Source organism: Citrobacter sp. GW821-FHT07H02 (genome assembly GCF_059418505.1).
Genome location: NZ_JBWKPZ010000007.1, coordinates 121,257 through 147,554 on the forward strand (window position 1 = coordinate 121,257; position 26,298 = coordinate 147,554).

Below are 26,298 nucleotides of genomic sequence, written 5' to 3' on the forward strand. Positions count from 1 at the left end.
TAAGATAAGGTGAGGCAAACCTTCTTATAATAATGATCCAGCGGCACTAACACATCCTCGGTTTTTGTTAGTGAGCGCAATCTTACCCCCTAATTCAGGTAGGTAAGAATGACGCTATTGAGTCTGAAAATTTATATGTTCATCATAATTTAAGTGACATGTACTGAACGCCTTTCTTTATCTTTCTTATGGTTAACGGTCAGCAAGAAGCGGTCAGCAAGTGTTGATACATTCCTTATAACCCTCAGGGGTTTATTTTTTTAATATTTTCTATACGTAATTAAATATGCCGAAAATTCATAATAAAAATCACGGCTAAATAAAAGTAATATAAATTTGCGTTAAGGAAAGATTTTTTATGCACACACAGACAATCTATGAATTAAGTCAGGAAGCCGAGCGTTTGTTATTACTCGCGCTCTCGCATCTGAGGCAAATAGCCGCATTTTCGCCTACGATGCTGGAGAGTGAGGGAAACGACAAAAGTGGGGAGAGTATTCTTCCCCCACATTTTAGCGCCCGTGGCATTGCTGCCCAACACGCTATGCTGAACAATGAGTTGCGTAAAATTACGCGGCTGGAAATGGTTCTGGCTATCGTTGGCACCATGAAAGCGGGAAAATCGACGACGATTAACGCGATTGTCGGAACGGAAGTGTTGCCCAACCGCAATCGCCCGATGACCGCGCTGCCGACGTTGATCCGTCACACCCCGGGTCAGCAGGAACCGGTGCTACTTTTTTCCCATGTCGCCCCGATTGATACCCTGATGCACACGTTGCAACAACGACTGCAAGCGTGCGATCGCCAGCATCTGACACTGGCGCTGGAAATCGACAAAGACATGGATGACCTCATCCAGCGCATTGAACAAGGCGAGGCGTTCGAGCGTCATTACCTGGGCGCGCAGCCAATTTTCCACTGCCTGAAGAGCCTGAACGATCTGGTGCGTTTGTCGAAAGCGCTGGAGGTTGATTTTCCGTTTTCCGCCTACGCCGCCATTGAACATATCCCGGTGATTGAGGTTGAGTTTGTGCATCTGGCGGGGCTGGAGAATGCGCTGGGGCAACTGACTTTACTGGATACGCCTGGGCCAAACGAAGCCGGACAACCGCACCTGCAAACGATGCTCAACGAACAACTGGCCCGCGCTTCTGCGGTGCTGGCGGTGGTGGACTACACCCAACTGAAGTCGATCTCCGATGAAGAGGTGCGCCAGGCTATCGCCGCGGTGGGCAAATCCGTCCCGCTGTATGCGCTGGTGAACAAGTTCGATCAAAAAGACCGCAACAGTGACGATGCAGAACAAGTCCGGGCGATGATTTCCGGCACGTTGATGAAGGGCTGTATAACGCCGGGGCACATTTATCCGGTTTCTTCAATGTGGGGATATCTGGCGAATCGGGCGCGTCACGAACTGTCGGTACACGGTCGGTTGCCTGATCCTCAGGAACAACGCTGGGTTCAGGATTTTGCGCAAGCCGCGCTCGGTCGGCGCTGGCGGCTGGCCGATCTTGACGATACTGAACACATTCGCCATGCGGCTGATTTGCTGTGGGAGGATTCGCTGTTTGCACTTCCCATGCAAACGCTGATGCAGGCGGCGTATGCCAATGCCTCGTTGTATGCCCTGCGCTCGGCGTCGCATAAGTTATTAAATTATGCCCAGAGCACACGCGATTATCTCGATTTTCGCTTTAACGGTCTGACGGTTGCGCAGGAAAAGCTGCAGGTGAATATCGCCCAGGTCGAAGCGGATTTACAGCAGTTACGGGCGAGCGAGGCGTCTGTAGGCGATGAAGTGCGCCACGAAGTCGCATTGGCGATGGATGCGGCTAACGCATTGCTGAACCAGCAGGATGCCGTCATTTTACGCGACATCAGCCGTTTATTCAGTGAAGAAAACATCGTGGCGATGTCAAAACGCGACACGCTTTCACCGATACCCGAAGCCGAAATCGTCGGCGAAACGCTGGTGTTATACGACGAAAGTCAGGCGCAGGTCGTCTTAAGCAAAATCCGGGCGTCCTGTGAGGTCGTGTTATTAAGGGCGCAGGAGAATGTCAGCCGCGAACTGGCGTTACGCTTTGAGCAACTCGAATCGACGCTGGCGCGGGTGTTTACGGATGCGATGCGCCCGATTGAAGCGCGGGTTAAAGAGGCGCTGAGTCATACCGGTTTTCGGGCGCGGATCAGCTTTCCGGCATTTCATGCTGCGCTGCTTAATTTCAATACCCAACCTTTGTTCAGGGAGGCGATGAGCCAGGAGAACCTGCAAGACGCGCAGAATCCGCCTTGCGCAAGCGTACGCGAAACCTTCTCACGCTGGCTGAACCAGCCTAACTGGGGGGGGAGAGATTATGTGGAAACAAAAGTGCGTTACCTCATTCATTTTACGACATTGCATTCCAGTCTTGAGGAGTATGTCCGCCACTTTAGCCAGCAAATCCGTAAAGTGTTGGCGGCTCAGGTTGATGCTTCTGTCACGGCAGGTATGACAACGTTCTTTGCTGATTTTTCACAGTGTCTGTCGGGGTTGCAGGAGAGCTTGCGGGAAAGCCTGGCGATGCGACAACAGAATGAATCTGCGGTGACGGCGCAGAGCCTGCAATTGCAGCACAGTCTTTCTACCGTGGCGTGGATATATGAGGACTCCCGTCTGTTGCGTGACGATATCCAAACCCTTTTTGCGACTGAGCAGACATGACAAATACGTTACGGGAAGGCCCGGGGCGGATGCTGGAATGCATTCACCCGAAGTTTATGGTCTCTCTGGTTCAGGGAGAAGAACTCAAACGGTCTGGTGGCACGCTGCAAGAGCAGTCGTTTCGCGAGCGCCTGTTGAAAGAGATGTTGACCTACGCACAGCTTCGTACGTGGGCGATGGCGGGGAGAGGCAGCGAGCACTTGATGATGCGCTTCACGCTGGTGGAAAAACTGGCGGGGATGCTTGATCACGGCCATCTGGCGCTGACCCGTATTGCTCAGCATCTGATGCAGATGCGACACAGCGAACTTCCCCGTGTATACGCGACTCCTGGCATCCGACAGCAACTCGACGCGTTGTCCGACGAGTTTACCCGACGCTGCGCGTACAAAGAAAAAGCGCTGACCCAACGCGGGCTGACGGTACAGGCAGGAGAGCATAGCGAGCAGGTTTTTACCCGCTGGCGAGCCGGAGTGTACGACGGCTGGTCATTGCCGGGGCGCTGTTTTGTGGCGCTTGAGGAGCTACGGTGGGGGGCTTTCGGCGATGCCTGCCGTTTGGCTAATGCCGACGTCGTATCGATGCTGAAAGATAATTTGCGCGCGATGGCCAGTCACGCACTGGCGCACAGCATTCACGCCGCGCCGACAACCCGCCACTACTATTCGCAGTGGCTCAATACGCCCAATACCCAGGGAACAAACGACAATAATGATCTGTTGAACTGGCTTGGAGACTGGTGTGACGCTGATAAACATCCGGTGTGCTGGTCCGTGACGCAGCGCTGGAAAAATGTGGCGTTAGGGATGCCGAGACTCTGTTCGGCGCAGCGGCTGGCGCATGCGATGGTGGAGGAGATATTTGCGCCGTCCCCTCTGGTAAGCCCAGAGGGGACGGGAAGGTTTTAGTGATTTAAGGAGTCAGCCGGTTGCTCTGCAACGCTTTGTGCCGGGACGTTACCGAAGCGTTTGGCGTACAGGGCAGTGATAATCGGCACCAGAATCGCGGTCACAATCACGCTGGCGGCGACCAGGGCGGTGGCCGATGCGGCAACCGGTTCAAATGCCGGGTTAATTTGCGCGATAATCACCGGGTTAGCGACGGCGGCGCCGGCTGCGGAAGAGGCCGCGACGCCCGCTGTACCGTTCCCGCCACCGATAACACGGTCAGCGATAATCAGCGGAATACCGGTGATGATAATGACCGCTACACCCAGCACGATACCCAGCAGACCGGTGTCCATAATGACGCCCAGGTTAATGGTGTTACCGAGCGCGAAGCCGAAGAACGGAATCAGTACTGGCGTGGCTTTGCTGAAGAAATCACGGAAGTCTTTATCAAGGTTGCCCAGCGCAAAACCGATCAGGAACGGCAGGATCGCACCCACAAAATGGTGGGGTTCAAATGATGCCAGACCCGCAGAACCCAGGATAAGCATGGTCATCAACGGACCGGATTCCAGAGACATCAGAACGAAGGCACCAGACTCTTCTTTGGTGCCGTACTGGTTCATCAGGCTGGCATACAGACCGCCGTTGGTCATGTCCATCGCAGAGACAATCGCCAGAACGGACAGACCGGCGAAGAAACCGGTTTGAATACCGTTTTCCGGAATAAACATGGCGCAAACCATTGCCACAGCCCATGCTACGGCGATTTTGGTGATCACCAGCGTCCCGGATTTACGTAACACGGTACCCGTGGCACGCAAGTTAATAGAGGCGCCAATACAGAAGAACCATACCGCCAGAATCGGCACGGTACCGGTAATCATCCCTTTGGTAAAACCACCGAAATAAGCACCAGTATTGGGTGCCAGAGTATTCAGGATGGCACCCAGTACCAGAGGAACCAGCATCATCCCGCCAGGGATACGTTCAATCGCGGCTTTAATTTTCATAAGCGTCCTCACAACTTGTCGCGCGGACAAGTCAGTAAATTATATTAATTTCAAAATCTTATATTGCTAAGGAAGCGAAGGATCGCCTCTTTCTCTTTGCGTGCACAAATCGGATGCGGTTTTTAACTGTGTGTCGCGATCCCCAGAGATGTTGTGTCTGCTGTCATCTTGCATTCTCTGGAATTACGATTCAATCAAAATAAAACGGTGTTTTAGTTACCCGTATCACATATTTTATGGAAACCTTTCCGAAAACCATGGAATATTAAAAATACTGTGAATGCTTTGTGAAAAGAGATGATTGTTTTTTGCCTGGCAGCTTAATAATCACGGCAGTGATATTTCATTTTAATAAGCAAGTGATCGACGCGTTAGAGTGTCAATAAACGCTATTTTGCGTAAGCAAAAAATAGACTGAGAATGGCCGTATTTACAGTTGATGACGAAGAGAACATATATGTGTGAAGTTGATCACACATTTAAACGCTGGTAGGGTAAAGAAGTCATTAACCGCCCAATCAGGCGTCAACAGGTTCGGTTGTACAGGCCTCAAACGGTCAGTGGAAGTAAACCTGCTACGCTTGTTACAACGTCTGCATCCCTGCAGACCCACGCTCTACGGTGACGTTAGCGCGCATTGCGCCAATGAATTCGATATGTAGCGAGACGGGCTTAGTCTACGAGGACAGCTATGCTGAAAAGGAAAAAAATAAAACCGATCACACTTCGCGACGTAACCATCATTGATGACGGTAAATTGCGTAAAGCGATTACCGCAGCGTCGCTGGGTAACGCGATGGAATGGTTTGATTTTGGTGTTTATGGCTTTGTTGCCTATGCGTTAGGTAAAGTATTCTTTCCAGGGGCTGACCCCAGCGTGCAGATGATTGCCGCGCTTGCCACCTTCTCCGTTCCCTTCCTGATTCGACCGCTTGGCGGATTGTTCTTCGGTATGTTGGGCGATAAATACGGTCGCCAGAAGATCCTCGCTATCACCATTGTGATTATGTCGATCAGTACCTTCTGTATCGGGTTGATTCCCTCGTATGCCTCTATTGGCATCTGGGCACCCATCCTGCTGTTGTTGTGTAAGATGGCGCAGGGGTTCTCGGTAGGGGGGGAATATACCGGCGCGTCGATTTTTGTCGCCGAGTATTCGCCCGACCGTAAACGCGGGTTTATGGGCAGTTGGCTGGATTTTGGTTCCATTGCGGGATTTGTGCTTGGCGCGGGGGTCGTCGTTCTGATTTCGACCGTGGTCGGCGAGGAAAACTTCCTGGATTGGGGCTGGCGTATTCCGTTCTTTATTGCGCTGCCGTTAGGGATTATTGGTCTCTATTTGCGTCATGCGCTGGAAGAGACCCCGGCGTTTCAGCAGCACGTTGAAAAGCTGGAGCAGGGCGACCGTGAAGGATTGCAGGACGGCCCGAAAGTGTCGTTTAAAGAGATTGCCACTAAGCACTGGCGCAGCCTGCTGACCTGTATTGGTCTGGTGATTGCAACCAACGTCACTTACTACATGCTGCTGACGTACATGCCGAGCTATCTCTCGCATAACCTGCACTATTCCGAAGATCACGGCGTGCTGATTATCATCGCCATTATGGTCGGGATGCTGTTTGTCCAGCCGATTATGGGGCTGCTGAGTGACCGTTATGGCCGCCGTCCGTTTATCATCCTGGGGAGTGTGGCGCTGTTTGCCCTGGCGATCCCGGCCTTTATGCTGATCAACAGTAATGTTATCGGTCTGATTTTTGCCGGTTTGCTGATGCTGGCGGTGATCCTTAACTGTTTCATTGGGGTGATGGCCGCGACGTTACCGGCGATGTTCCCGACGCACATTCGTTACAGTGCGCTGGCGGCGGCGTTTAATATTTCGGTACTGATTGCTGGTCTGACGCCAACGCTGGCGGCATGGCTGGTAGAAAGTTCGCAGAATCTGATGATGCCTGCCTATTACCTGATGGTGATTGCGCTGGTTGGCTTTGCGACCGGTATCACCATGAAAGAGACCGCCAATCTTCCGCTGAAAGGTGCGACGCCAGCGGCGTCGGATATTCAGGAAGCGAAAGAAATTTTGCGCGAGCATCACGATAATATCGAACATAAAATCGAAGATATCGATCAGGAAATTGCTGAGTTGCAGGCGAAACGCTCGCGTCTGGTACAGCAGCATCCGCGTATTGATGAGTGACAGGTAAACACTTAAGGTTCACTTAATCTCTATTGTGCACACTCTCCTCCAGCGTTCCGGAGGAGAGTGTGATGAAAAAGCGTGTTTACGAAAGTTTAACCACCGTGTTCAGCGTCATGATCGTCAGCAGTTTTGTCTACATCTGGGTGACTACTTACTGATCTTTATTCAGTATGACCCAGGCGCGTGTGCCGGATGTGCCTTCACGGTTTTGCAGAAAGAACTGCCCGTGATGCAGTTGCGTAATGCGACTGACAATACTGAGCCCCAACCCAATCCCGCCGTACCGACTGTCCATGCGAACAAAGGCTTCGCTGAGCTTCCCGCATTTACTTTCATCAATCCCCGGACCTTCGTCTTCAACGGCCATAATCGCATCGTTATCGGTGTTGAGACTGATGGTGATGGCTGTCCCTTTCGGGCTATAACGGTGTGCGTTTTCGACCAGATTGCGCAGCAACATACGCAGCAGCGTGGCGTCGCCGCGTACCGTGACATCCTCTGCGCTGTCTGGCAGCAGCAGCGTTTGCTGGCGCTGATCCAGCATGGTGCTCAGCTCGTCATAAGAGGGCAGGATCACGTCATCCAGCAGCTTCACATGCTGATAATTTCCCAATGAGAATGACTGGCCAACACGGGCGAGTTGCAGCAATTGCGACACGCTATCCATCATTTGGTCAAGGCGGGCCACCAACGGTGCGACATCCACGTTATGCGCTTTGGAGAGCAATTCCAGATGCAGACGCACCCCGGAAAGCGGGGTTCGTAATTCGTGGGCGACATCGGCGGTGAACAGGCGTTCATTCTCCAGTGTGGTCGTTAAGCGGGTGACCAGCTGATTCAGCGCTGTGACCACTGCATCGATCTCAATCGTGCTGCTGTGAATGTCGATGGGGGTCAGATTATCTGCCGTACGCGTTTCCAACTCTTTTTGCAGGTCGGCAAGTGGGCGGGTAATGCGCCGGACCGCCTGATAACAGATGATGAGTGCCAGACTGACCATAAACACGGCGGGGACGATCAGGCTGGCTACCGCTTCACGGATCTCATGCAAGATGTGGCGGTCATTGTTTCGATTCTCGCGTAGCGCCTGCTCGAAAAGCTGAATCTGCTCAATGCTTTCGTGCCAGAGCCAGAAGGTGCTGATCAACTGAAATACCAGCAGAATCAGGCCGATGGTTAGCATCAGACGCTGACGAAGGGTCATGGGTCTGTGCAGAAAACGCGTCAGGTTCACTTAGTTTTCCTCAGCGACAACCAGCATGTAACCAAATCCCCGAACGGTGCGGATACGCGATTTCCCCACTTTGTCGCGCAGGTTGTGAATATGCACCTCCAGCGTATTGGTCGACGGCTCGTTGTCCCAGTTGTAAATGTCGTTGTACAAAATTTCGCGATGCACCGGGCTGCCTGCTTTGAGCATCAACCGTGACAGCAACGCATACTCTTTCGGCGTTAAGATCAGTTCTTGTCCGCTTAACCAGACCTGGCGACGCCCTAAATTCAGCGTCAGATTGCCGACAACCAGTTCACTCTCACCCTGATTATTGTGGCGACGCAGCAAAGCCCGAATACGTGCATGCAACTCTTCCAGCGCGAACGGTTTGACCAGGTAGTCATCGGCGCCGACATCCAGCCCGGAGACACGATCGTTGAGCGTGTCGCGGGCGGTGAGGATCAGCACCGGGAGGGTGCATTTCTTCTGCCGGATGCGGGCCAGAAAATGCAGTCCGTCTTCGTCAGGCAACCCCAGGTCCAGAACCACCAGACTGTAATGACCTGTCTCCAGACAATGCTGTGCGGCACGCGCAGTAGAGACGCCGTCACAGGCGTATCCTTCTGTTTGCGCGGCAAGAATCAGTCCCTGCAATAACAACGTATCGTCTTCAACAATCAGAATTTTCATTAAGTTAGCCTCCTGCAGGGGTGCAGAATATCATCTGCAGCCTGGTAATACTTCGTCTGCACGCCCGTTAATCCCAGCATGGTCGAGAAAAGATTGTCCTGCGAGAAATCTTGCGAGCTTGCCTGTTTTTGTAAACACGTCTGGTCAACCTGATAACGCTTTTGATAATCATCAGAAAGCCAGAACAGCATCGGCACATGTTTTTGGGTATCCGGGGCAATGGCGTAAGGCAGACCGTGGAGATAAACACCGTTTTCTCCCAGGGACTCGCCGTGGTCGGAAAGATAAACCAGACTGGTGGTGAAATTATCCTGATGTGATTTCAATAGATTGATCGCTTTATCAACAATATAGTCAATGTACAGGATGGTATTATCGTAGGTGTTCACCAACTGTTGCTGTGAACAGGTCTGAATTTCGTTGGTGTCGCAGGTGGGGGTAAATTTCCGGAACTGCGGCGGATAACGGTGGTAATAGGTCGGGCCGTGGCTGCCAATGGTATGCAGAACAATAACGCCATCCCCCTGGAGTTTGTCGATGTATTCTTCCAGACCGTGGAAGAGGACTTCGTCATAGCATTCCCCCTCAATACACTGCCCCGGCAAATTCAGCACCGTCATATCCTGATGCGGAACACGATCACACGCGCCCTTACAGCCGCCGTCGTTGTCGTTCCACAACACGTTAATGCCCGCACGTTGGAGGATATCCAGCAACCCTTCCTGATGATGTGCCAGCTCTTCGTCATAGTGTTTTCGCGGCATGCCGGAGAACATACACGGTACGGAAATCGCCGTCGCAGTACCGCAGGAGGTGGTGTGGGGGAAATAGACCACGTTGTCTTTTTCCAGGCGCGGATTGGTCTGGCGCGAATAACCCGACAGCGAGAAGTTATCGGCGCGCGACGTTTCACCGACGATCAGGATGGTCAGGTTTTTACGCGGTTGTTTGAGCATGAGCGGGTTGCGATGGGCATCCTCGCCAATACGCACCAGCGGCAGGTTGGCAAGACGCTGGTGTGAATACCAGGATGAAGTTGCGACAATGCTACTCGATGGGCTGAGTGCTTTGATGAGTTGCTTATTATTGCGAAACAGCGATGCGTAGTCTTTGTAGAAAAAGAGGGCGACCAGCAGAATCAGCAACACGGAAATCAACACGCTGACGGCGCGATACACCGCACCGCGCAATGCCGGCGTGGTTGGTTTGATTTTGATCCAGCAGGCTATCACCGCCGCCAGGATGCCGCATACGCCCACCATGAGCACCATTTGCGGCGTGATCAGGGCGAATGTTTCCGCCGGAGTGGTATCCATCATGTTGGCAATCATCGAGCGGTCGATGATGATGCCGTAGGTCATGATGAAGTATTGCGCCGCCGCGCCAACCACAATGAACAGGCAGGCCAACGGGCGATTCAGCCACAGGAAAGAGGCCAGCGTCAGCACAATATTCATCACGCTGAAGGAAACCACCGGCATGGATAAAAACACCAGCACGTTGCGCAGGGAGTCCAGCGGTAAGTCCTGCAATACTTGCTTATAGAAGGCAATGTTCAGGCAGATGGAAATATAGAATGAGAACAGCAGGAGCCAGGAAATTTGTCCGAGAGTCGGTCTTCTAAAAAGGCGCTTTAACATTAGGGAAGTTCCATCAACTAAGTGGCGCAGATCCTCGCAAAGTAAAGTTAAGCCAACCTTAAGAATTTAAGGTTGGTGATTGCGTGGCCGATGAGGCATGAACGCCTCATCGGGCAATAACGAACGACGAAGGTTAATTACGGCTAACCGGTGCATCCAGCGGATACGGGTTTTTGTGGATCCGGTTGTAGTTCAGCGCGTACAGCGCGGTGATGATCATCAGCGTCACGAACGACCACATCACCTCTTTCGCGCCGGAACCGACCACCGCCCAGACGCAGTAGACAAACGCCACAAACGTCACCAGCAGGTAGAATGGGCGCGCTTTACCAAAGTGGCCGTGGCCCAGCAGCAGCAGGGCGGCGCAGGTATACAGGTACGGCACCAGCGTAAAGATGACCGACACCGAAGAGACCAGACCAAACTCTTTTGCCGCGTTGGGGGACATGCTGCTGAACTGGAAAATCGTCATCAGAATACCGACAATAATCAGCCCGGCGACCGGGGTCCCCGCTTTGTTCACGCGGGCGAAAATAGGCGGAAAGAGTCCGTCGTCGGCGGCCGCTTTTGCCGTCTGACCGGCAAGCAGCGTCCAGCCGCCCAGAGAGCCTAAACAGCCCGCCGCCGCGCAGAAGGAGACAATGGCGCCAGCGGTATTCCCCAGCGCCATTCGTGCGGCGTCACCGAAAGGCGAGGCTGAAACACGCAGGGCGGCGTTGGGGATCATCCCCATAATGGCCGTGGTGGAGAGGACGTAACACACGGCGGCAATCAGCACCCCGCCAATGGTGGCAATGGGGACATTGCGTTTTGGATTTTTCACTACACCTGCCGCAACGGAGGCGCTTTCTACCCCAATAAACGACCACAGCGTGACGCTCAACGTACTTTGAATTGCGCCAAAGGTGTTCATGCCGCTGACGTTCCAGGCGGCCATATAGGTTTCACCCCGGAACCAGAACCAGCCAAAGACCGCGATGCCTACGATCGGCACCAGCGCCAGGACGGTTGCAACAGCCTGCACGCGGGTGATCATTTTTGGCCCGACAATGTTCAGCAGAACGAAGATCCACAGAACCACGACGCAGGTGAGCGTCAGTACCAGCGGATCTTTCAGGATCGGGAAGAAGTAGCTTAGATAACCAACGCCAATGACCACCATGGCAATGTTACCGATCCAGCAGGCTAGCCAGTACAAAACGTTGGTTTGATATCCCAAAAAAGGGCCGAAGCAGCGGCGTGCGTAAGCGTAGGAACCACCGGGACTGGAGTCTAAGGACGACATTTTGGCGTAGACCATCGACAGCGCCAGTGCGCCGATAATCGTGACCAACCATCCGTAGATTGCAATCCCGCCGGTTGAAGCAAGGTTTGCGGGAAGCAGGAATACGCCTGAACCCATAATGTTCCCCGACACCATAAGGGTGACGGGGATTAAGCCCACTTTGTGAGCATCAGCATCCGTCGACATGTTTATCTCCTGGAAAGGTGAATCGCTACGTTAAAGTACGACGTATGATACGCCCTCAGGAGACCGCGTATTTATTACGGGGCGGGGTTATCGCCAATGCTGATATTATTGTGGCTCATCGTAAATCAGGGGATGATTAAATAATCTGGCGCTCCCGGTGCTGGCTGACATAATGTAGCGGCGTCATCCCATAGAACTCTTTAAACACCGAAATAAAGTACGATGTACTGCTATATCCGCACAGTTGAGAAACCTGTGAGATATTTTTTCCGTCCATGAGTAATTGATTCAAAGCGTAACGCATACGACAGGTTGTGATAATTTGGCTATAACTTGTGTTTTCATTTTTGAGCTTTTTCTTTAACAAACTCGGGCTTAAACATAAACAACTGGCGACCATACTCAGGTTCCAGTCTTTATGGATATCGCTCTGAATGAGGTGATAAACACTGTCGCTGATGCGGCTGCGCAGCATATGCATCAATAACGAAATAAATTTTTTGCTATCGAGAAAGCGTGATAACACGGTGAACAGCAGCGAGCGCGTGCGTTCTTTCTCACTCTCATTGTGTGATTCCTCCAGACTGTGTGCGGCTGCGACGCGGAACACGTCCGGCGTCAGGCACACGGCAGTCAGTAAAGGCGTTGCGGAGCGTTGCCAGACCGGGACCTGTGAAAGATCTTTATTTAAAAAACGCAGATAGTCCTTAATGATGTCACGACTGATGTGCACCACCAGAGAATTATTGAGAGACGAAATATCGATAATGTTATTTTCGCAGGCAAGCAACGCCATATGGTTTGCCTTTAAATTCACTGCCTCTTTGCCATTGACTCTCAGCCAGACATCTTTCTCAGTTAATACCACTATGCAAGGTTTGTTGCTGCAAATTCTCATACCCGAACTCCTGGAATATGAACATAAAATACCGGATCTCGCCAAAGGAGAGAGATACCGGGAGATAATTTCAATTGTATGATGAATCAATTGCTGCAATAAAATAGCGTGCCTGAATAGAATTACAATACCCAGGGTGATTATTAGTGTGTACATAATTTTTTACGCATCGCGCCCGGCGATTTTCGCGCAAAAAAAAGCGCGGGGTGGGCCCGCGCAAAAGGTATGACAGTGTTATTGTTTTGCAGCATTACTCAGGAACCACAGAGACACGTCATCCTCAAACGTCAAAACAGAGACGGTAGTGTCGTGGCATTACGCCTTCACGCACATGACGTGATACACACCATCAATAATTTCCGTTCCTTCGGTTTCATGCTCAAAGCCAGGGAAGTGATGATCCCAGGATTGCAGCGAGCGTAAATAGCTCACCTGCGGGCTGTTTTCATCACCAAAGTTTTCTCCTGACAGCAGCATCGGGATTCCTGGCGGGTAAGGAATGACGGCGTTCGCCGCAATACGACCCGGCAGGTTTTCAATGTCCACCATTTCAACGTTGTTGTTGACGATGGCGTCCCAGGCATCGCGCGGCGTTATCTCAGCAGCCGGCAGACCGGAGTAAGCGGCATTGAGGCGCGCGCCGGGATTATTTTCACGTAGCCAGCTAAACATGGTGTCACCGAGGTCGTGAATGCCCATGTTCGCGTAAGTGTCAGGATAGTTCTGTGCCAGTTCCGGCATTACCTGCGCCAGCGGCGTGTTGGCGTCATAATGATGTTTGAAAGAGCATAAGGTGTTGATCAGCGTCCCCCATTTGCCACGGGTGACCCCCATAGAGAACAGGAACATAATCTGGAAGTCGGTGGTTCGGGTCGGCACAATCCCATGGCGGCCAAGCCAGGCGGTCACCAGCGCGGCAGGCACCCCTGTCTCTTCCAGTTCGCCGTCATCGCCCATTCCTGGTGCCAGAATGCTGACTTTTATCGGGTCGAGCATGCTCCAGTTATCCGGCAGATCCTTAAAGCCGTGCCAGGATTCGCCGGGTCGCATTACCCAGCAGTCCTGCTCAGTGGCTAACAGTTGTCTCGGGGCATCAGCAAAGTCGTAGGTTTTTCCGGTTGTCGGGTCGGTAACGACCTCTTTGTTCCACGGTTTAAAGAACCACTCCCCGTCTGCGGCGAATTCGTTGTACAACCGCGCCATGGCCTGGCGGAAGTCGATCGCTTCTTCTATCACTTCCTGGGTCAGCGACAGGCCGCTGTTCCCATCCATCATGGAAACCGCCACATCGTTGGAGGCGCAAATCGCATACAGCGGCGAGGTGGTGGCGTGCATCATGTACGCCTGGTTAAAGCGGGAGAAGTTTATCGCGCCACGACCTTCACGTACGTGGATATAAGAGGCCTGAGAGAGCGCATTCAGCAGTTTGTGGGTGGAGTGGGTGGCGAAAACGGTCGGGCCGCTGTGATCGCCCGGTTGACCACGCATGGCGTAGTGGTCGGCGTAAATCGGGTTGAAACGGGCATAACCGTACCAGGCTTCGTCGAAGTGCAGGCGGTCAGTGGTTTGCGCCAGCAGTTCCTGCGCCTCTTTGGCGTTGTAGCACACACCGTCATAGGTGCAGTTGGTTACCACGCTGTAGGACGGTTTTTGCCCCGCTTTGTCTTTGGTCAGCGGGCTTTCGCTGATTTTTTTCTGCAACGTTTCCGGCTGCATTTCTTGCGGATAGATCGGCCCGATAATGCCGTAACGGTTGCGACTCGGCACCATATAGACCGGTTTTGCGCCGGTCAGGATCAGCCCTTGTTCGATGGATTTGTGGCAGTTACGATCCAGCACGACCACATCCTTGTCGGTCATGCAGGCCTGCATGATGGTGCGGTTAGAACCGGAGGTTCCCACCACCACGGACCAGGAACGATCGGCGCCAAAGACGCGAGCTGCATTTTTCTCACTCTCGCCAAAGGCGCCAGTATGGTCGAGTAAGGAACCCAGTGTGGTTCGTTCGATCCCCATGTCGCTACGGAACAGATTTTCGCCATAGTAATCATGGTAAAAACGGCCTGCCGGCGTTTTGGTAAAACCGACGCCGCCCTGGTGGCCAGGCGCTGCCCAGGAGTATTCGTGGATGTCGCTGTAGTTCATCAGCGCGTTGAACAGCGGCGGCAGGAGTTGCTGCCGATAACGGGTCATTGCGGCGATGGCGCGCCCGGCAATAAAGTCTGCGGTGTCTTCCAGAATCCAGGCGAATTCATCGACAAGCTCCAGCAGGTCGCGGCCCAGCGATGCCGTCGCTTTTTCCCTGTCACCTAACAGGAAAACCGGGACGTTTTGCTGGCGTTCGTGAAGCTTGCCGATCAATTGCCTGACATTCTGGTGTTCATCCTGCTGTTCCATTTGGTAGCTGAACATCAGACAGTCAATGGCTTCATTGGCGGACAGGATGGCGTAACCGTCATCGAAAGACGTGGACTTAATGACGGTGACATTTTGCTGACTTAAGGCATCCGCCAGACGTTCGACGGCGCTGCCGACCCAGGTGTCCTGGTGCAGAAACTCACTTTCAACAATTAATACTCTCATCATCTCTTACCCGTTGTGGAGGTAATGCAATTTGCGGATTGCAGACACACCGTATGAATGTGACGCGGGCAAGTATTATCCTGAGAAAGCGAGGGTGTAAAGTGAGTGAAAAACGCGCAACTTTTATTTTTTTACTTTAATAAACAACGTATTAAATTGAGATGATAACGTTTTTGTTACGTGGTTTATCGACAGGTGAACTATTTTTTTGGCTGATAGTGATATTGCGCCAGGGCTGTGCGAACGTGTTATCCGGCCTCGGTGTACAGGCCGGATAAGCGCGATGTCATTCCGGGATCAGGTGTCCGGCAGCAGTGCGTATCGTTGTAGTTGGCGACAATGAAAACCGGCCAGCAGTATCACCGTGGTTAATGCGCCGAGCAGGGCGCAGAACATATCTGACTGGGTATCCCACGGATCGCCCTGGGTGCCGAGGAAATCATCTGCCCCCTGACCCATCGCCAGTGCCGCCCACCATTCGATAAATTCATAGGTCGCGCTGATAGCCAGCGCTACGCAGCACACCAGAAAGGCCAGCATCTTACGGCCACGGACAATTTGCCCGCGCAGCAAAATCTCGCGCGCCGTTAGCGCAGGGACTAACCCCTGGAAGAAATGGCCTAATTTGTCGTACGGATTGCGGTTGAGCCCCAGCCACTCCTGAACGTCGAACCCAATCGGGACTTTGGCATAGGTGTACATACCGCCGACCATCAAAATGATGGCGTGTAAGAAAATGAGCGTATAGAGCAGGGGCGTCAGCGGGTAGCGTTTCGCCGTTGCCAGCAGCAGCGGGACGACAATAATGACCGGCGTGACTTCCATTAACCAGGTGAGTTTCTCCCCGGCAGAGAGGCCGGTATAGAGGAGAATCAGCCCTAAAATGAGAGCGCCAGCTTGTAACATCAAGGGATTAAGCGTGCGGGTCATGATGATTTTGTGACTCAAAGGAAAAGGTCACTATTCACCGCTAAGAGGAAAAATTCAACGCCTGTATTTCACAGGAAAAAACGGCCCGATGGGAAACCGGGCCGGGACGGTTATTTCGCGCAGTTAGCGCACTGCTTGCTGACGATCTGCTGGAAGAAATCGTTGCCTTTGTCATCCACGAGGATGAAGGCCGGGAAATCTTCTACTTCGATTTTCCAGATTGCTTCCATACCCAGTTCCGGATATTCGACGCATTCCAGATGCTTGATGCTCTGTTGCGCCAGAACTGCCGCCGGGCCACCGATACTGCCCAGATAGAAGCCGCCGTGTTTGTGGCAGGCGTCGGTCACCTGCTGGCTACGGTTACCTTTCGCCAGCATGATCATGCTGCCGCCGTGCGATTGCAGCAGATCGACGTAGGAGTCCATACGGCCAGCGGTGGTTGGGCCGAGGGAACCCGACGGGTAGCCAGCAGGTGTTTTGGCCGGGCCTGCGTAGTAGATCGGGTGATCTTTAATGTACTGCGGCAGACCTTCTCCTGAGTCAATGCGCTCTTTCAGCTTCGCATGGGCAATGTCGCGCCCTACGATGATGGTGCCCGTCAGTGAAAGGCGAGTAGAGACCGGATACTGTGATAGCTGGGCAAGGATCTCTTTCATCGGGCGGTTGAGGTCAACGTTAACCACTTCACCTTCACCTGCCTGACGCAGGGATTCCGGAATATACTGGCCCGGATTCTGTTCCAGTTTTTCGATCCAGATACCGTCGCGGTTGATTTTGGCTTTGATGTTACGGTCTGCGGAACAGGAGACGCCCATCCCCACCGGACAGGATGCGCCATGACGCGGCAGACGGATCACGCGGATATCGTGCGCGAAATATTTACCGCCAAACTGGGCGCCGAGGCCGAGTTTTTGCGCCTCATCCAACAGTTCCTGCTCCAGTTGAATGTCGCGGAACGCCTGGCCGTGCGCATTGCCTTCGGTCGGCAGTTCGTCGTAGTAGTGCGTGCTGGCGAGTTTCACCGTTTTCAGGGTGCTTTCCGCAGAGGTGCCGCCAATGACAAACGCGATATGGTATGGCGGGCAGGCCGCAGTTCCCAGCGTACGCATTTTGTCGACGAGGTAGTTTTTCAGTTTACCCGGGGTCAGCAGGGCTTTGGTTTCCTGATACAGATACGTTTTGTTCGCGGAACCACCGCCTTTGGCGATGCAGAGAAATTTGTATTCGTCGCCGTCAACGGCGTAGAGGTCGATTTGCGCGGGCAGGTTGCTGCCGGTATTAACCTCTTTGTACATATCTAACGCGGCGTTTTGCGAATAGCGCAGGTTGTCTTCGATATAGGTGTTATACACGCCTTTTGACAGCGCGGCTTCGTCACCGCCGCCGGTCCAGACACGCTGGCCTTTTTTACCCATGATGATCGCGGTGCCGGTATCCTGGCAGGTAGGCAACACGCCTTTCGCCGCGATTTCAGAGTTTCTTAAGAATTGCAGCGCGACGTATTTATCGTTTTCGCTGGCTTCGGGGTCGTGAAGAATAGAGGCGACTTGCTGCTGGTGTGCTGGGCGGAGCATAAAGGAGGCGTCATGGAAGGCTTGCTGGGCCAGCAGCGTAAGGGCTTGCGGCTCGACCTTCAGAATCGACTCTCCTTCGAAGTCGCTAACGCTAACGTGCTCGGAGGTCAGCAGATAGTACTCTGTTTTGTCTTTCCCCATCGGGAAAGGCGCCTGGTAAGTGAATTCAATTTTTGACATTTGCTTCCAGCCTGTTCGTTTTTATCAGGAATGTAACATTCACTGTCTATTTCGAGGTGCGTGCCGCGCTTAACGGTGCGGCACGCGAGGTGTGGTTACAGGAACCCGTACATGGCAGCGAAGACCCAGCCAAATACGCAGGAGACGCTCACGCCGATCAAACCAGGTAAAATGAAGCTGTGGTTGATCACGAAGCGACCAATGCGGGTGGTGCCGGAACGGTCAAATTGAATGGCCGCCAGATCGCTCGGGTAGGTCGGCAGAATGTAATAGCCGTAGCACGCCGGAGCAGAAGCCACGATATATGCCGGATCGACGCCGATAGCCAGTGCCACCGGAACGATAGCCGCCAGCGCTGCTGCCTGAGAGTTTACAAACTTGGAAACCAGCAGCAGAACAATCGCATAGGCCCATGGATACTCTTTCACCATCTCACCCAGTACGCCCTGGATTTCATCCATATGCGCGCCGAACATGGTTTCCGCCATCCAGGCAATACCGTACACCGCCACAATGGCGATCATACCTGAACGGAACACTTCGTTTTTTGAGATGGAAGCAGGATTGGTTTTGGTCAGGATAATAATGAGTGCACCGGTCAGCAGCATAAACATCTGAATGACCAGCACCATGGACAGCGGTTTGCCGCCAAAGGACGGACGCAGATCAGAGAAGGCACCCAGTACAGCCACGATTGCGATAGAGGCCAGGAAGATCCACATCGCCAGCCAGTTGCTCTTCGGCAGTTTTTTGTCTAACAGCGTTGCGGTATCGCCGTACACGTAATGATGGTTTTCCGGAACGGAAATAAACTTCTGAAAATCTTCGTCTTTATCCAGATCTTTACCACGGAACCAGCTGAAGATACCGATAGCCAGTATACCCAACAGCGTTGAAGGGATAGTGATAGAGAGCAGGTCAAGGAATTCCAGATGCTTGCCTTCGAAGGTCACATTACCCAGCATCGCCACCAGTGATACCACCGCAACGGAAACCGGGCTGGCAATGATCCCCATCTGCGCACCGATGGAACTCGCGGCCATTGGACGTTCCGGGCGAATATTGTTCTTAATCGCAACGTCGTAAATGATAGGCAGAATGGTGTACACCACGTGGCCCGTACCGCAGAGAATAGTCAGCGTACAGGTTACAAAGGGAGCCAGGATGGAGACATATTTCGGGTTGCGGCGCAGTAATTTCTCCGCAATCTGCAACATGACGTCCAGACCGCCGGAAGCCTGCAAGGTCGCCGATGCCGCCACCACCGCGATGATAACCAGCATTACGTCGACCGGCGGTTTACCCGGCTGAAGATGGAAAACAAAAACCAGAATGACAAGACCGATACCGCCTAACAAACCCAGCGCGATACCGCCCTTTCTGGCGCCATAAAACAGACACACTAATATAATAAGAAGTTGTATACTAAATAACATTTATTTACCCTCGCGAAAAAACCAGTCAATTTTGTTAAATGGCTCACTGACAATTTTTGATTTCCTGTACACATATCAAAAATTGACAAATATTCGTTACCTCTGCATTTGCGATTAATGCAATGCCGGATCCTTTAGGAACTTATTAAAAATGTTTAAGTTATTATAGTTCTTTTCAGAGATGAGCACTCTCTGGCGATGGGGCGCAGGGCTTTTAATGACGAGCAGTGACTGGTGTTGTCGTTTTTGTATGTTATTCCAGTTATTCAATAACATATCATCCGCGTTATCTCTTCCGCTATTACGTAAATCACAGCTAAAAGAGAAAGGGATTTTATTTATGTGATCGCAATCACTCCGGGGTATGGAGTTATTATCCGGGAATGTAGAATCAGTCGTCTGCTCACAAAACGATACGGTATTCATAAGATGTAGCATGTTCTCCATTGCTACTTATTTTAAATTACCTGAAGTGTTTAGCTAATTCAGGTAAATCCTTTTTTAATAAAAATACACACTCTGTAAGTTAGATAATACTTAAATAACTTTTGTTAGCGCTTATGAAATTAAAAACAACATGGCGTTAATCAATTATAAGATATTGAATTAAAAGCTGTATTGCAGCCCGGTTTGATCTGGCACAAGCTTTGTATTGTGACAATTAAATCTGAGACCTGGTAATTTTTCATTATTGTAATAATTTTTACGATTATATAACGAATAATCCCAGGCCTGATTTTTATTTTTACTGGCAATATTGCTTAAGCAACGAGTAATGCTCAGCCTGAATTCGATAACGGTAAACCGGTCTGCCGGTGACACCATAATGAATGCTGGTAAACAAAATATGGCAGTTGACCAGCCAAATAAGGTACTTTCGGCAGGAAACACGAGATATATTAACCTCGTTTGCCAGTTCATCAGTGGAAAATTCCATTTCCTGGTGGGCGTCTATCCACTGGCACAGCGTGCGCAGGGTTTGCGGCGTCAGACCTTTCGGCAGGCGTCGGCTATCCTGCTCACTGGAGGCGCTGCCGTGAATGAGTTGGTCGAGTTCTGACTGTTCATAGTACTGATGCTTTTCCATTGCCGCTTTTCTTTGCCGCCAGCCTGTCAGCGCCTCTTCAAAGCGGGAAGCCTGAAACGGTTTGATCAGATAATCGACCACGCCGTAGTGGAGGGAGTCTTTGATGGTCGTGGCATCGGCTGCTGAGGAGATAACAATGACATCGCATTTGTAGCCCGCGCTGTGCAGGATCGGCAACAGATCCAATCCATTTTCCTTTTGCATATAAATATCAAGCAAAATCAGGTCAATAGGTTCTTCACCATCGAAGATGATCTCTTTTGCTTTCTCCAGCGTAGAGGCGGTTCCGCAACAATGAAAGCCAGGGATTTGCGCAACATAGCGACGATTTAGCTCCGCTACCATTGCGTCGTCATCGACAATTAAGACATTAATCATACGCGGTTCCTTTCCCCATCCCAGGGTAACTGTACATAAAATTGTGTAAAGATCCCAGGTTCTGACTCGACGGAAATGTGACCGCCAATACTTTCAACCTGTTGTTTTACTAAAGATAAACCGACACCACGTTCGGTTCCCTTTGACGAGACGCCTTTCTCAAAAATGTGTGCTATCCGCTCGGGTTCGATGCCCGGGCCATCATCATTCACTTCGCAGTGTAGAAAACCATGCCGATAATGTAAGGATACGCTGATTTCGCCGCCGGGCGTTTGATCGAACGCCTCCAACGCGTTATCAATCAAATTACCCAAAACGGTAATCAACACAGTGACTTGATCTTCATTGCTGCATTCCGGCAACTGGCTTTCATTACTGATCACCAGACTGTGGCCTAAATCGGATGTGCGATTCATCTTACTGAGTAAAAAACCTGCGATGACGGGTGATTTTATTTTCCCAAGCAGTGAGCCGATCTCTTCCTGATAGTTATTCGCGGTCTTAAGAATATAATCTTCCAGCTGCTTATAACTCTTCAGATGCAATAATCCCAGAATCACATGCAATTTGTTCATAAATTCGTGGGATCGTTCACGGAGTGCATCCGCGTAGTTGACCATACCGTCCAGTCGTTGCATGAGCTGGCGAACTTCGGTTTTATCCCTGAAGGTTGAGATGGCGCCGATGATTTTTCCATTGCTGCGGACCGGGACGGTGTTGATTAACAGCAACCTGTCTTTGATGGTGATCTCTTCGTCGCGGCGCGGTTTACCGTCGCGAAGCACTTCGCTGAGATCCACGACCTGCGACCAGGCGTGGCTGAGGGTGGAGAGCTGCGCATCGTCCTGGGATTTGCGGTAAGCGAGCAGTTCTTGCGCCGCATGGTTAATCAGCGTCACTTCGCCATTGCCGTCGACGGCAATCACCCCCTCTTTCATGGATTGCAACATGGCCTGACGCTGTTCAAAAAGCGTGGAGATTTCGTAGGGTTCCAGGCCAAACAGAATGCGTTTTAGCACCCTGACCAGCACGTAAGCACCTAACAGACCGACCAGTGCGCCAAACAGAATCGACCAGATGATGCTCCAGCGGCTGTTGTTGATTTGCTCGGTAACCCGACTGAGTTCGAGGCCAATGGCGACGACGCCGATCTGTTTATGGTTTTCGTCATAGATGGGGGTGAAGACCCGCAGCGCTTTCGCCAGAAAGCCGCGATTGATGGCAACGTTTTCTTTTCCCTGCAGGGCCAAAAGGATGTCGTCGCCTTTAAACGGTTTGCCGATGCGTTGCGCTTCGGGGTGCGAGTAGCGGATGCTCTGCATATTGGTGATCACGACAAACAACAAATCGTTGCGCTTACTGACGGCTTCGGCAATCGCCTGAAGACCGCTTTCTTCGGGTTTTTTCTCGAGGCCGTGGCGAACTTCCGGGGAGTCCGCTAACGTCCGCGCCACCGCCAGCGCTTTATTCGCCAGCGCGTCGCGGGTCATCTGACTGATTTGTGAGAAGTAAATCAGATGGACAACCAACAGCACGGAGAACAGCACGGCGCTGACCATCAGTATCACCGTCGTACCGAGTTTCATTGGCCGTTTACGCACAGCGAGGCGTTGCAGGGAATGTCTCATCGCAGTCCTGATTTCACGAATCGTAAGGGTATTATCCCTGATGGGCTGCGTAATTCAAAGGCGCCAGGTTTTTTCTGGCGCCGGAGTAACATAATTAACGGTCTGTAAAACCTCGTGATTTGCTGGCCGACCGCCTGAACCCGGAGGGCATATTAAGGCGTCAGGAAGACATGGGGCGTTGGGGCGCTGGGATGTGGGCCAACCTGAACGTCGGCACCGTACCAGCGGGATAACGTTTCGCGTTGCAGAACGTCGATGGGCGTACCTTCAGAAACGATCCGGCCTTCATGTAGCAATAGAATGCGATCCGCCCACAGTGCGGCCAGATTGAGATCGTGCAACACCACGCAAACGTGAAGCAGCCCCTGCTGGGTGAGCGATTTAAGCAGCCGGAGCAAATGCTGCTGATGAAACAGATCCAGCGCAGAGGTCGGTTCATCAAGAAACAACCAGCCGCGTGGTGAGCCTTCGCGCCACAGTTGCGCCAGCGCGCGCGCTAGCTGTACGCGCTGTTGCTCGCCGCCGGACAGCGCGGCATAACGCCTTCCCGCCAGCGACAGGCATTCGGTCAACTGCATCACCTGATGAATCACCGACGGTTCGGGCTGTGGCGTCCAGGGCATTCGCCCCATCCCAATCACGGTTTCGACTGGCCAGTCGAAACCCACCTGCGTTTGCTGGAGCATTACGGCGCGGTAGCGCGCAAGGGTTTGCGCTGACCATTGCGCCAGCGGTTTGTCCGCTAACAAACAGCAACCGCGCGCGGGAGGAATATAGCCTGTGAGCAGCCGTAGCAGCGTTGATTTTCCCGCGCCGTTGGGGCCAATAAGCGCCAGTAATTCCCCCTGCGCAAGGCTAAGAGACACGTCACGAATCACAGGTCTGTTGGCGACTGTGTAGCTTATCCCTTCGGCAATGAGGCGTTCAGTCATGCTGTCCTCCCCGGCGAAAAATAAGCCACAGGAACCAGGGCGCGCCCAACATGCTGGTCAGGAGTCCGACCGGCATTTCTGCCGGGGCAACCAGCGTGCGGGCGAGCGTATCGGCAACGAGTAACAAGAACGCACCGGCCAGCACAGATCCTGGGATCACCGCCCGGTGGTCCGCGCTTAACCACATGCGAATCACATGCGGAACGACCAGACCGATAAACCCAATGACCCCGCTGATGGCGACCGCCGCTGCGACCAGCAACGCGCTGCAAACCAGTAAAATACGCTGAACAGTGCGGACATCGACCCCCAGATAATGGGCCTCTTCTTCACCCAGTTGCAGGAGATTAAGCGTGGCCGCAAGACGCCAGATGATCACTACCGTGGGGAGCATCAGAGAGGTCACTGCCAGCAGTGTTGACCACTGCGCCTGACCGAGACTCCCCATTCCCCACAGCGAAAGCTGGCGGAGTTGCGCATCGTTACTGAGCCATGACAGAACGCCTACCGCCGCGCCGCACAAGGCGTTGATGGCGATGCCGACGAGCAGGAGCCGCGAAAGCGAGCCATGATGCTGTCGGCTGAGCAGAAAAATAACGATCGTCGCCACTAATGCTCCAACGAACGCCGCCAGCATCGGGGCGTAAAGCATCAACAGCGGAGATAAGGTGAACGGCAGCACCACCCACAGCGCAACGGCGAGAGCCGCGCCGCTGCTGATCCCAAGCAGGCCGGGGTCGGCAAGAGGATTGCGGAAAAGCCCCTGCATGACGCAGCCTGCCAGCGCCAGCGAACCGCCGATAACCAGCGCGAGCAGCACTCTGGGCAAACGGATGGTCAACCAAATCTGGCGTAAGGCATCATCGCCTTCACGCCAGAGCAGGTTCACCGGCAGGCGCAGCGCGCCGAAGCCGCTCGCCAGAACCGTCGCCAGCGCCAGTATCAGCGCCAGCGTATACAGGGAGAACGTGATATGCCGTGGCATCAGGGCAATGACTCCGCTTTGCTGCGTAGTTGCTGGATAGCCTGCGGAGTACGCACGCTAAAGCCGAGCAGCGCCATATCATCGACAGCCAGCACCTGCTTATGGCGACCCGCAGGCGTTTGCGCCAGTCCGGGCAGTTTCCACAAGTTTTCTTCACCACCCAGGGCCGCCAGACCTTCCTGGGGTATCACCACAAGGTCAGGCTGACTGGCGATAACCCCTTCCTGAGAAAGCGGCTGGTAGCGAGAGAATCCCTGCATGGCGTTCTGTAATCCCGCCGCGCGAATGGCGGCGTCAGCCCCCGTTTGCTGTCCGGCCGCCATCGCACTCATCCCGCCGTGATTCAGAATAAACAGCACGCGTTTATTGAGCGGTGTCGTTGGCAGGGCAGTGATTTCCTGATGCAACGTTTTTCGCAGAGCCTCGCCTTGCGCAACCCGGTGGGTGGCTTTCGCGATGATCTGGACTTTCTCATCAATGACGCTGAGATCGTTGCGACCTGGTAGGGTAATCACCTGAACCTTGCTTTGCTCAAGCTGTTTGAGCACCAGCGAAGGCTGCGCCTGGCTGCTGACCAGCACAAGCGTGGGGCGCATAGCGAGCAGTCCCTCGGCATTAAGCTGGCGCAGATAACCCACATTCGGCAGGGCAGTGGCCTCCGGAGGCCACTGGCTGGTGCTGTCGCGGGCGACAAGCGAGGACTGCGCCCCGAGCGCATAGACGATCTCGGTCACATCCCCTCCGAGGGCGACGATCTTATCTGCCGTGGCAGCAAACGCGCTCAGCGGCAGTGCGACAATCAGGGCGAGCCATTTTTTCATGCCGCCAGTCCTTTAGGCGCAAGGGCATCGATCTGCTTGCGCCATTGCGATTGCTCCGGCTCGCCTTCACTCCGTTGACCGTAGAGTTGGGCAATTTGCGTGCCGTCGTGCGCAAAAAGCTCAAGGCTGGTGACGTGGCCATCAGCGGTCGGTTTTCGCGTTACCCAGGTTTCGGCAATCTTCTCTTCCAGCAGATGCAGCGTAAAGGTCGGATTAAATATGTTCAGCCAGCCCTTCATCGGCACCACTTTTTCAACGGCGCCAGTGAAGATTTGCACGCATCCTTTGTTGCCGACGAAGACCATGATTTCGTTGCCGTCCTGGCGAGCAGCGTTCAGGATTTCAGCCAGCGCGCTGTTCGGCACCTTACAGGCCAGATCGTCAGCAACCTGTTCAAACGCCTGCTGACGGGTCAGGTTATGGCGTTTTAGCAGGGTGAAGAACTGGTGAACGTCGGTCATCGCGCGCCACTCTTTTTCAATAGCGCCAGCCTCAGTCTGTAGCGCGCTGGTGGGGGCGTCGGTCGCTTTCAACGCCAGCGGCGGGTTCTCTTCGGTGATAAAACGCTGCAGAACGTCATTCCAGGCCGGGATTTCCGTGTTGTCGGTCGCGTACACTTTCAGTACGGCATCCCCCTGATAGTCAAAGAATTGAATGCTTTGACGCTCGCCACGGGCGCTTGTTTCCTTGACATGGAACACCCAGGCCCACTGATTCAGAAACAGGCGCAGATCGAGCGCGCGCGGGTTAAGCACCAGTCCGGCGTGGCCGCTCAGATGCTGGTTGGTGAAGGTGCCAACCTGTTCATGCACTGCGTACTCGTTGCGGCAAATACTTTTTGTTTCGCCAACGGCTTCCAGCGCGGCGAGGAGTTCGCGGATGTCGCCGTGCAGTCTTCGGGCGTCATGGCCGACGCGGGCAAACGTCAGTTCGGCTTCGCTGATATTCATCAGACCCGCGATATCACGTGCGTATTTCCCCGGGTTCTGTTCTTTTAGCTCAAGCCAGCGAGTGTAGTGATTCATTGTCTCTTCCTTCCAGATAA

At 53.0% G+C, this 26,298-nt stretch carries 20 protein-coding genes; 4 read left to right on the forward strand and 16 right to left on the reverse strand.

What is annotated here, in order from left to right:
• Positions 1-358 precede the first annotated feature (358 nt).
• Together crfC and AC07NP_RS10405 are read left to right on the forward strand one after the other, a co-directional pair.
• Positions 359-2,707, forward strand: a complete 2,349-nt coding sequence (gene crfC, locus AC07NP_RS10400; protein WP_494660422.1) for a clamp-binding protein CrfC — start codon at positions 359-361, stop codon at positions 2,705-2,707.
• Positions 2,704-3,615, forward strand: a complete 912-nt coding sequence (locus AC07NP_RS10405) for a diguanylate cyclase regulator RdcB family protein (RefSeq protein ID WP_494660423.1) — start codon at positions 2,704-2,706, stop codon at positions 3,613-3,615. The genes crfC and AC07NP_RS10405 overlap by 4 nt, the downstream gene beginning before the upstream one ends.
• Here AC07NP_RS10405 and kdgT read toward each other — a convergent pair.
• On the reverse strand, positions 3,612-4,607 hold the full coding sequence (gene kdgT / locus AC07NP_RS10410; RefSeq protein ID WP_494660424.1) for a 2-keto-3-deoxygluconate transporter: 996 nt from the start codon (positions 4,605-4,607) through the stop codon (positions 3,612-3,614). The two genes, AC07NP_RS10405 and kdgT, sit on opposite strands and share 4 nt — an antisense overlap.
• 691 nt (positions 4,608-5,298) lie before the next feature.
• On the opposite strand from kdgT, the gene proP reads away from it, so the two are divergent.
• Both proP and pmrR read left to right on the forward strand, forming a co-directional pair.
• A complete protein-coding gene (proP, locus tag AC07NP_RS10415) occupies positions 5,299-6,801 on the forward strand; it encodes a glycine betaine/L-proline transporter ProP (protein ID WP_203359235.1) in 1,503 nt (500 codons plus the stop codon).
• A gap of 71 nt (positions 6,802-6,872) precedes the next feature.
• A complete protein-coding gene (gene pmrR / locus AC07NP_RS10420; protein ID WP_203359234.1) occupies positions 6,873-6,962 on the forward strand; it encodes an LpxT activity modulator PmrR in 90 nt (29 codons plus the stop codon).
• Here the strand turns inward: pmrR and pmrB are convergent.
• The 15 genes from pmrB to chuS all read right to left on the reverse strand — a co-directional run bounded on the left by pmrB (position 6,956) and on the right by chuS (position 26,278).
• Positions 6,956-8,038, reverse strand: coding sequence for a two-component system sensor histidine kinase PmrB (pmrB, locus tag AC07NP_RS10425; protein ID WP_494660425.1), 1,083 nt, complete (start codon positions 8,036-8,038; stop codon positions 6,956-6,958). The genes pmrR and pmrB overlap by 7 nt on opposite strands.
• Positions 8,039-8,707, reverse strand: coding sequence for a two-component system response regulator PmrA (gene pmrA, locus AC07NP_RS10430; protein ID WP_494660426.1), 669 nt, complete (start codon positions 8,705-8,707; stop codon positions 8,039-8,041). It lies immediately after the preceding gene.
• On the reverse strand, positions 8,707-10,347 hold the full coding sequence (gene eptA, locus AC07NP_RS10435) for a phosphoethanolamine transferase EptA (protein ID WP_494660427.1): 1,641 nt from the start codon (positions 10,345-10,347) through the stop codon (positions 8,707-8,709). The genes pmrA and eptA overlap by 1 nt, the downstream gene beginning before the upstream one ends.
• Positions 10,348-10,480: 133 nt before the next feature.
• Entirely contained in the window at positions 10,481-11,818 is a 1,338-nt protein-coding gene (adiC, locus tag AC07NP_RS10440; protein ID WP_490468920.1) for an arginine/agmatine antiporter, read from the reverse strand.
• A gap of 136 nt (positions 11,819-11,954) precedes the next feature.
• Positions 11,955-12,716 carry an AraC family transcriptional regulator gene (locus AC07NP_RS10445; RefSeq protein ID WP_494660443.1) on the reverse strand — a complete coding sequence of 254 codons (762 nt, stop codon included), beginning with the start codon at positions 12,714-12,716 and terminating at the stop codon, positions 11,955-11,957.
• A 315-nt stretch (positions 12,717-13,031) separates the two neighbouring features.
• Entirely contained in the window at positions 13,032-15,299 is a 2,268-nt protein-coding gene (gene adiA, locus AC07NP_RS10450; RefSeq protein WP_494660444.1) for an arginine decarboxylase, read from the reverse strand.
• 297 nt (positions 15,300-15,596) lie between these two features.
• Positions 15,597-16,229: a DUF2238 domain-containing protein gene (locus tag AC07NP_RS10455; protein WP_494660428.1), complete on the reverse strand. Its 633-nt coding sequence runs from the start codon at positions 16,227-16,229 to the stop codon at positions 15,597-15,599.
• A 110-nt stretch (positions 16,230-16,339) separates the two neighbouring features.
• Entirely contained in the window at positions 16,340-17,986 is a 1,647-nt protein-coding gene (gene fumA, locus AC07NP_RS10460) for a class I fumarate hydratase FumA (RefSeq protein ID WP_494660429.1), read from the reverse strand.
• 95 nt (positions 17,987-18,081) lie between these two features.
• The gene (gene dcuB / locus AC07NP_RS10465) at positions 18,082-19,422 is read right to left on the reverse strand and encodes an anaerobic C4-dicarboxylate transporter DcuB (protein WP_203359228.1); all 1,341 of its coding nucleotides are present in this window, start codon (positions 19,420-19,422) and stop codon (positions 18,082-18,084) included.
• Positions 19,423-20,167: 745 nt separating this feature from the next.
• Complete coding sequence (dcuR, locus tag AC07NP_RS10470; RefSeq protein ID WP_494660430.1) at positions 20,168-20,887, reverse strand: two-component system response regulator DcuR; 720 nt, start codon at positions 20,885-20,887, stop codon at positions 20,168-20,170.
• A complete protein-coding gene (locus tag AC07NP_RS10475; protein ID WP_494660431.1) occupies positions 20,884-22,515 on the reverse strand; it encodes a sensor histidine kinase in 1,632 nt (543 codons plus the stop codon). The genes dcuR and AC07NP_RS10475 overlap by 4 nt, the downstream gene beginning before the upstream one ends.
• Positions 22,516-22,667: 152 nt before the next feature.
• Positions 22,668-23,447 (reverse strand): heme ABC transporter ATP-binding protein, encoded by a 780-nt coding sequence (locus AC07NP_RS10480; RefSeq protein ID WP_494660432.1) that lies wholly within the window; start codon positions 23,445-23,447, stop codon positions 22,668-22,670.
• Positions 23,440-24,432, reverse strand: coding sequence for a FecCD family ABC transporter permease (locus AC07NP_RS10485; protein ID WP_276293090.1), 993 nt, complete (start codon positions 24,430-24,432; stop codon positions 23,440-23,442). The genes AC07NP_RS10480 and AC07NP_RS10485 overlap by 8 nt, the downstream gene beginning before the upstream one ends.
• Positions 24,432-25,253, reverse strand: a complete 822-nt coding sequence (locus AC07NP_RS10490; RefSeq protein WP_494660433.1) for a heme/hemin ABC transporter substrate-binding protein — start codon at positions 25,251-25,253, stop codon at positions 24,432-24,434. The genes AC07NP_RS10485 and AC07NP_RS10490 overlap by 1 nt, the downstream gene beginning before the upstream one ends.
• Positions 25,250-26,278, reverse strand: a complete 1,029-nt coding sequence (chuS, locus tag AC07NP_RS10495; RefSeq protein WP_494660434.1) for a hematinate-forming heme oxygenase ChuS — start codon at positions 26,276-26,278, stop codon at positions 25,250-25,252. The genes AC07NP_RS10490 and chuS overlap by 4 nt, the downstream gene beginning before the upstream one ends.
• Positions 26,279-26,298 lie beyond the last annotated feature (20 nt).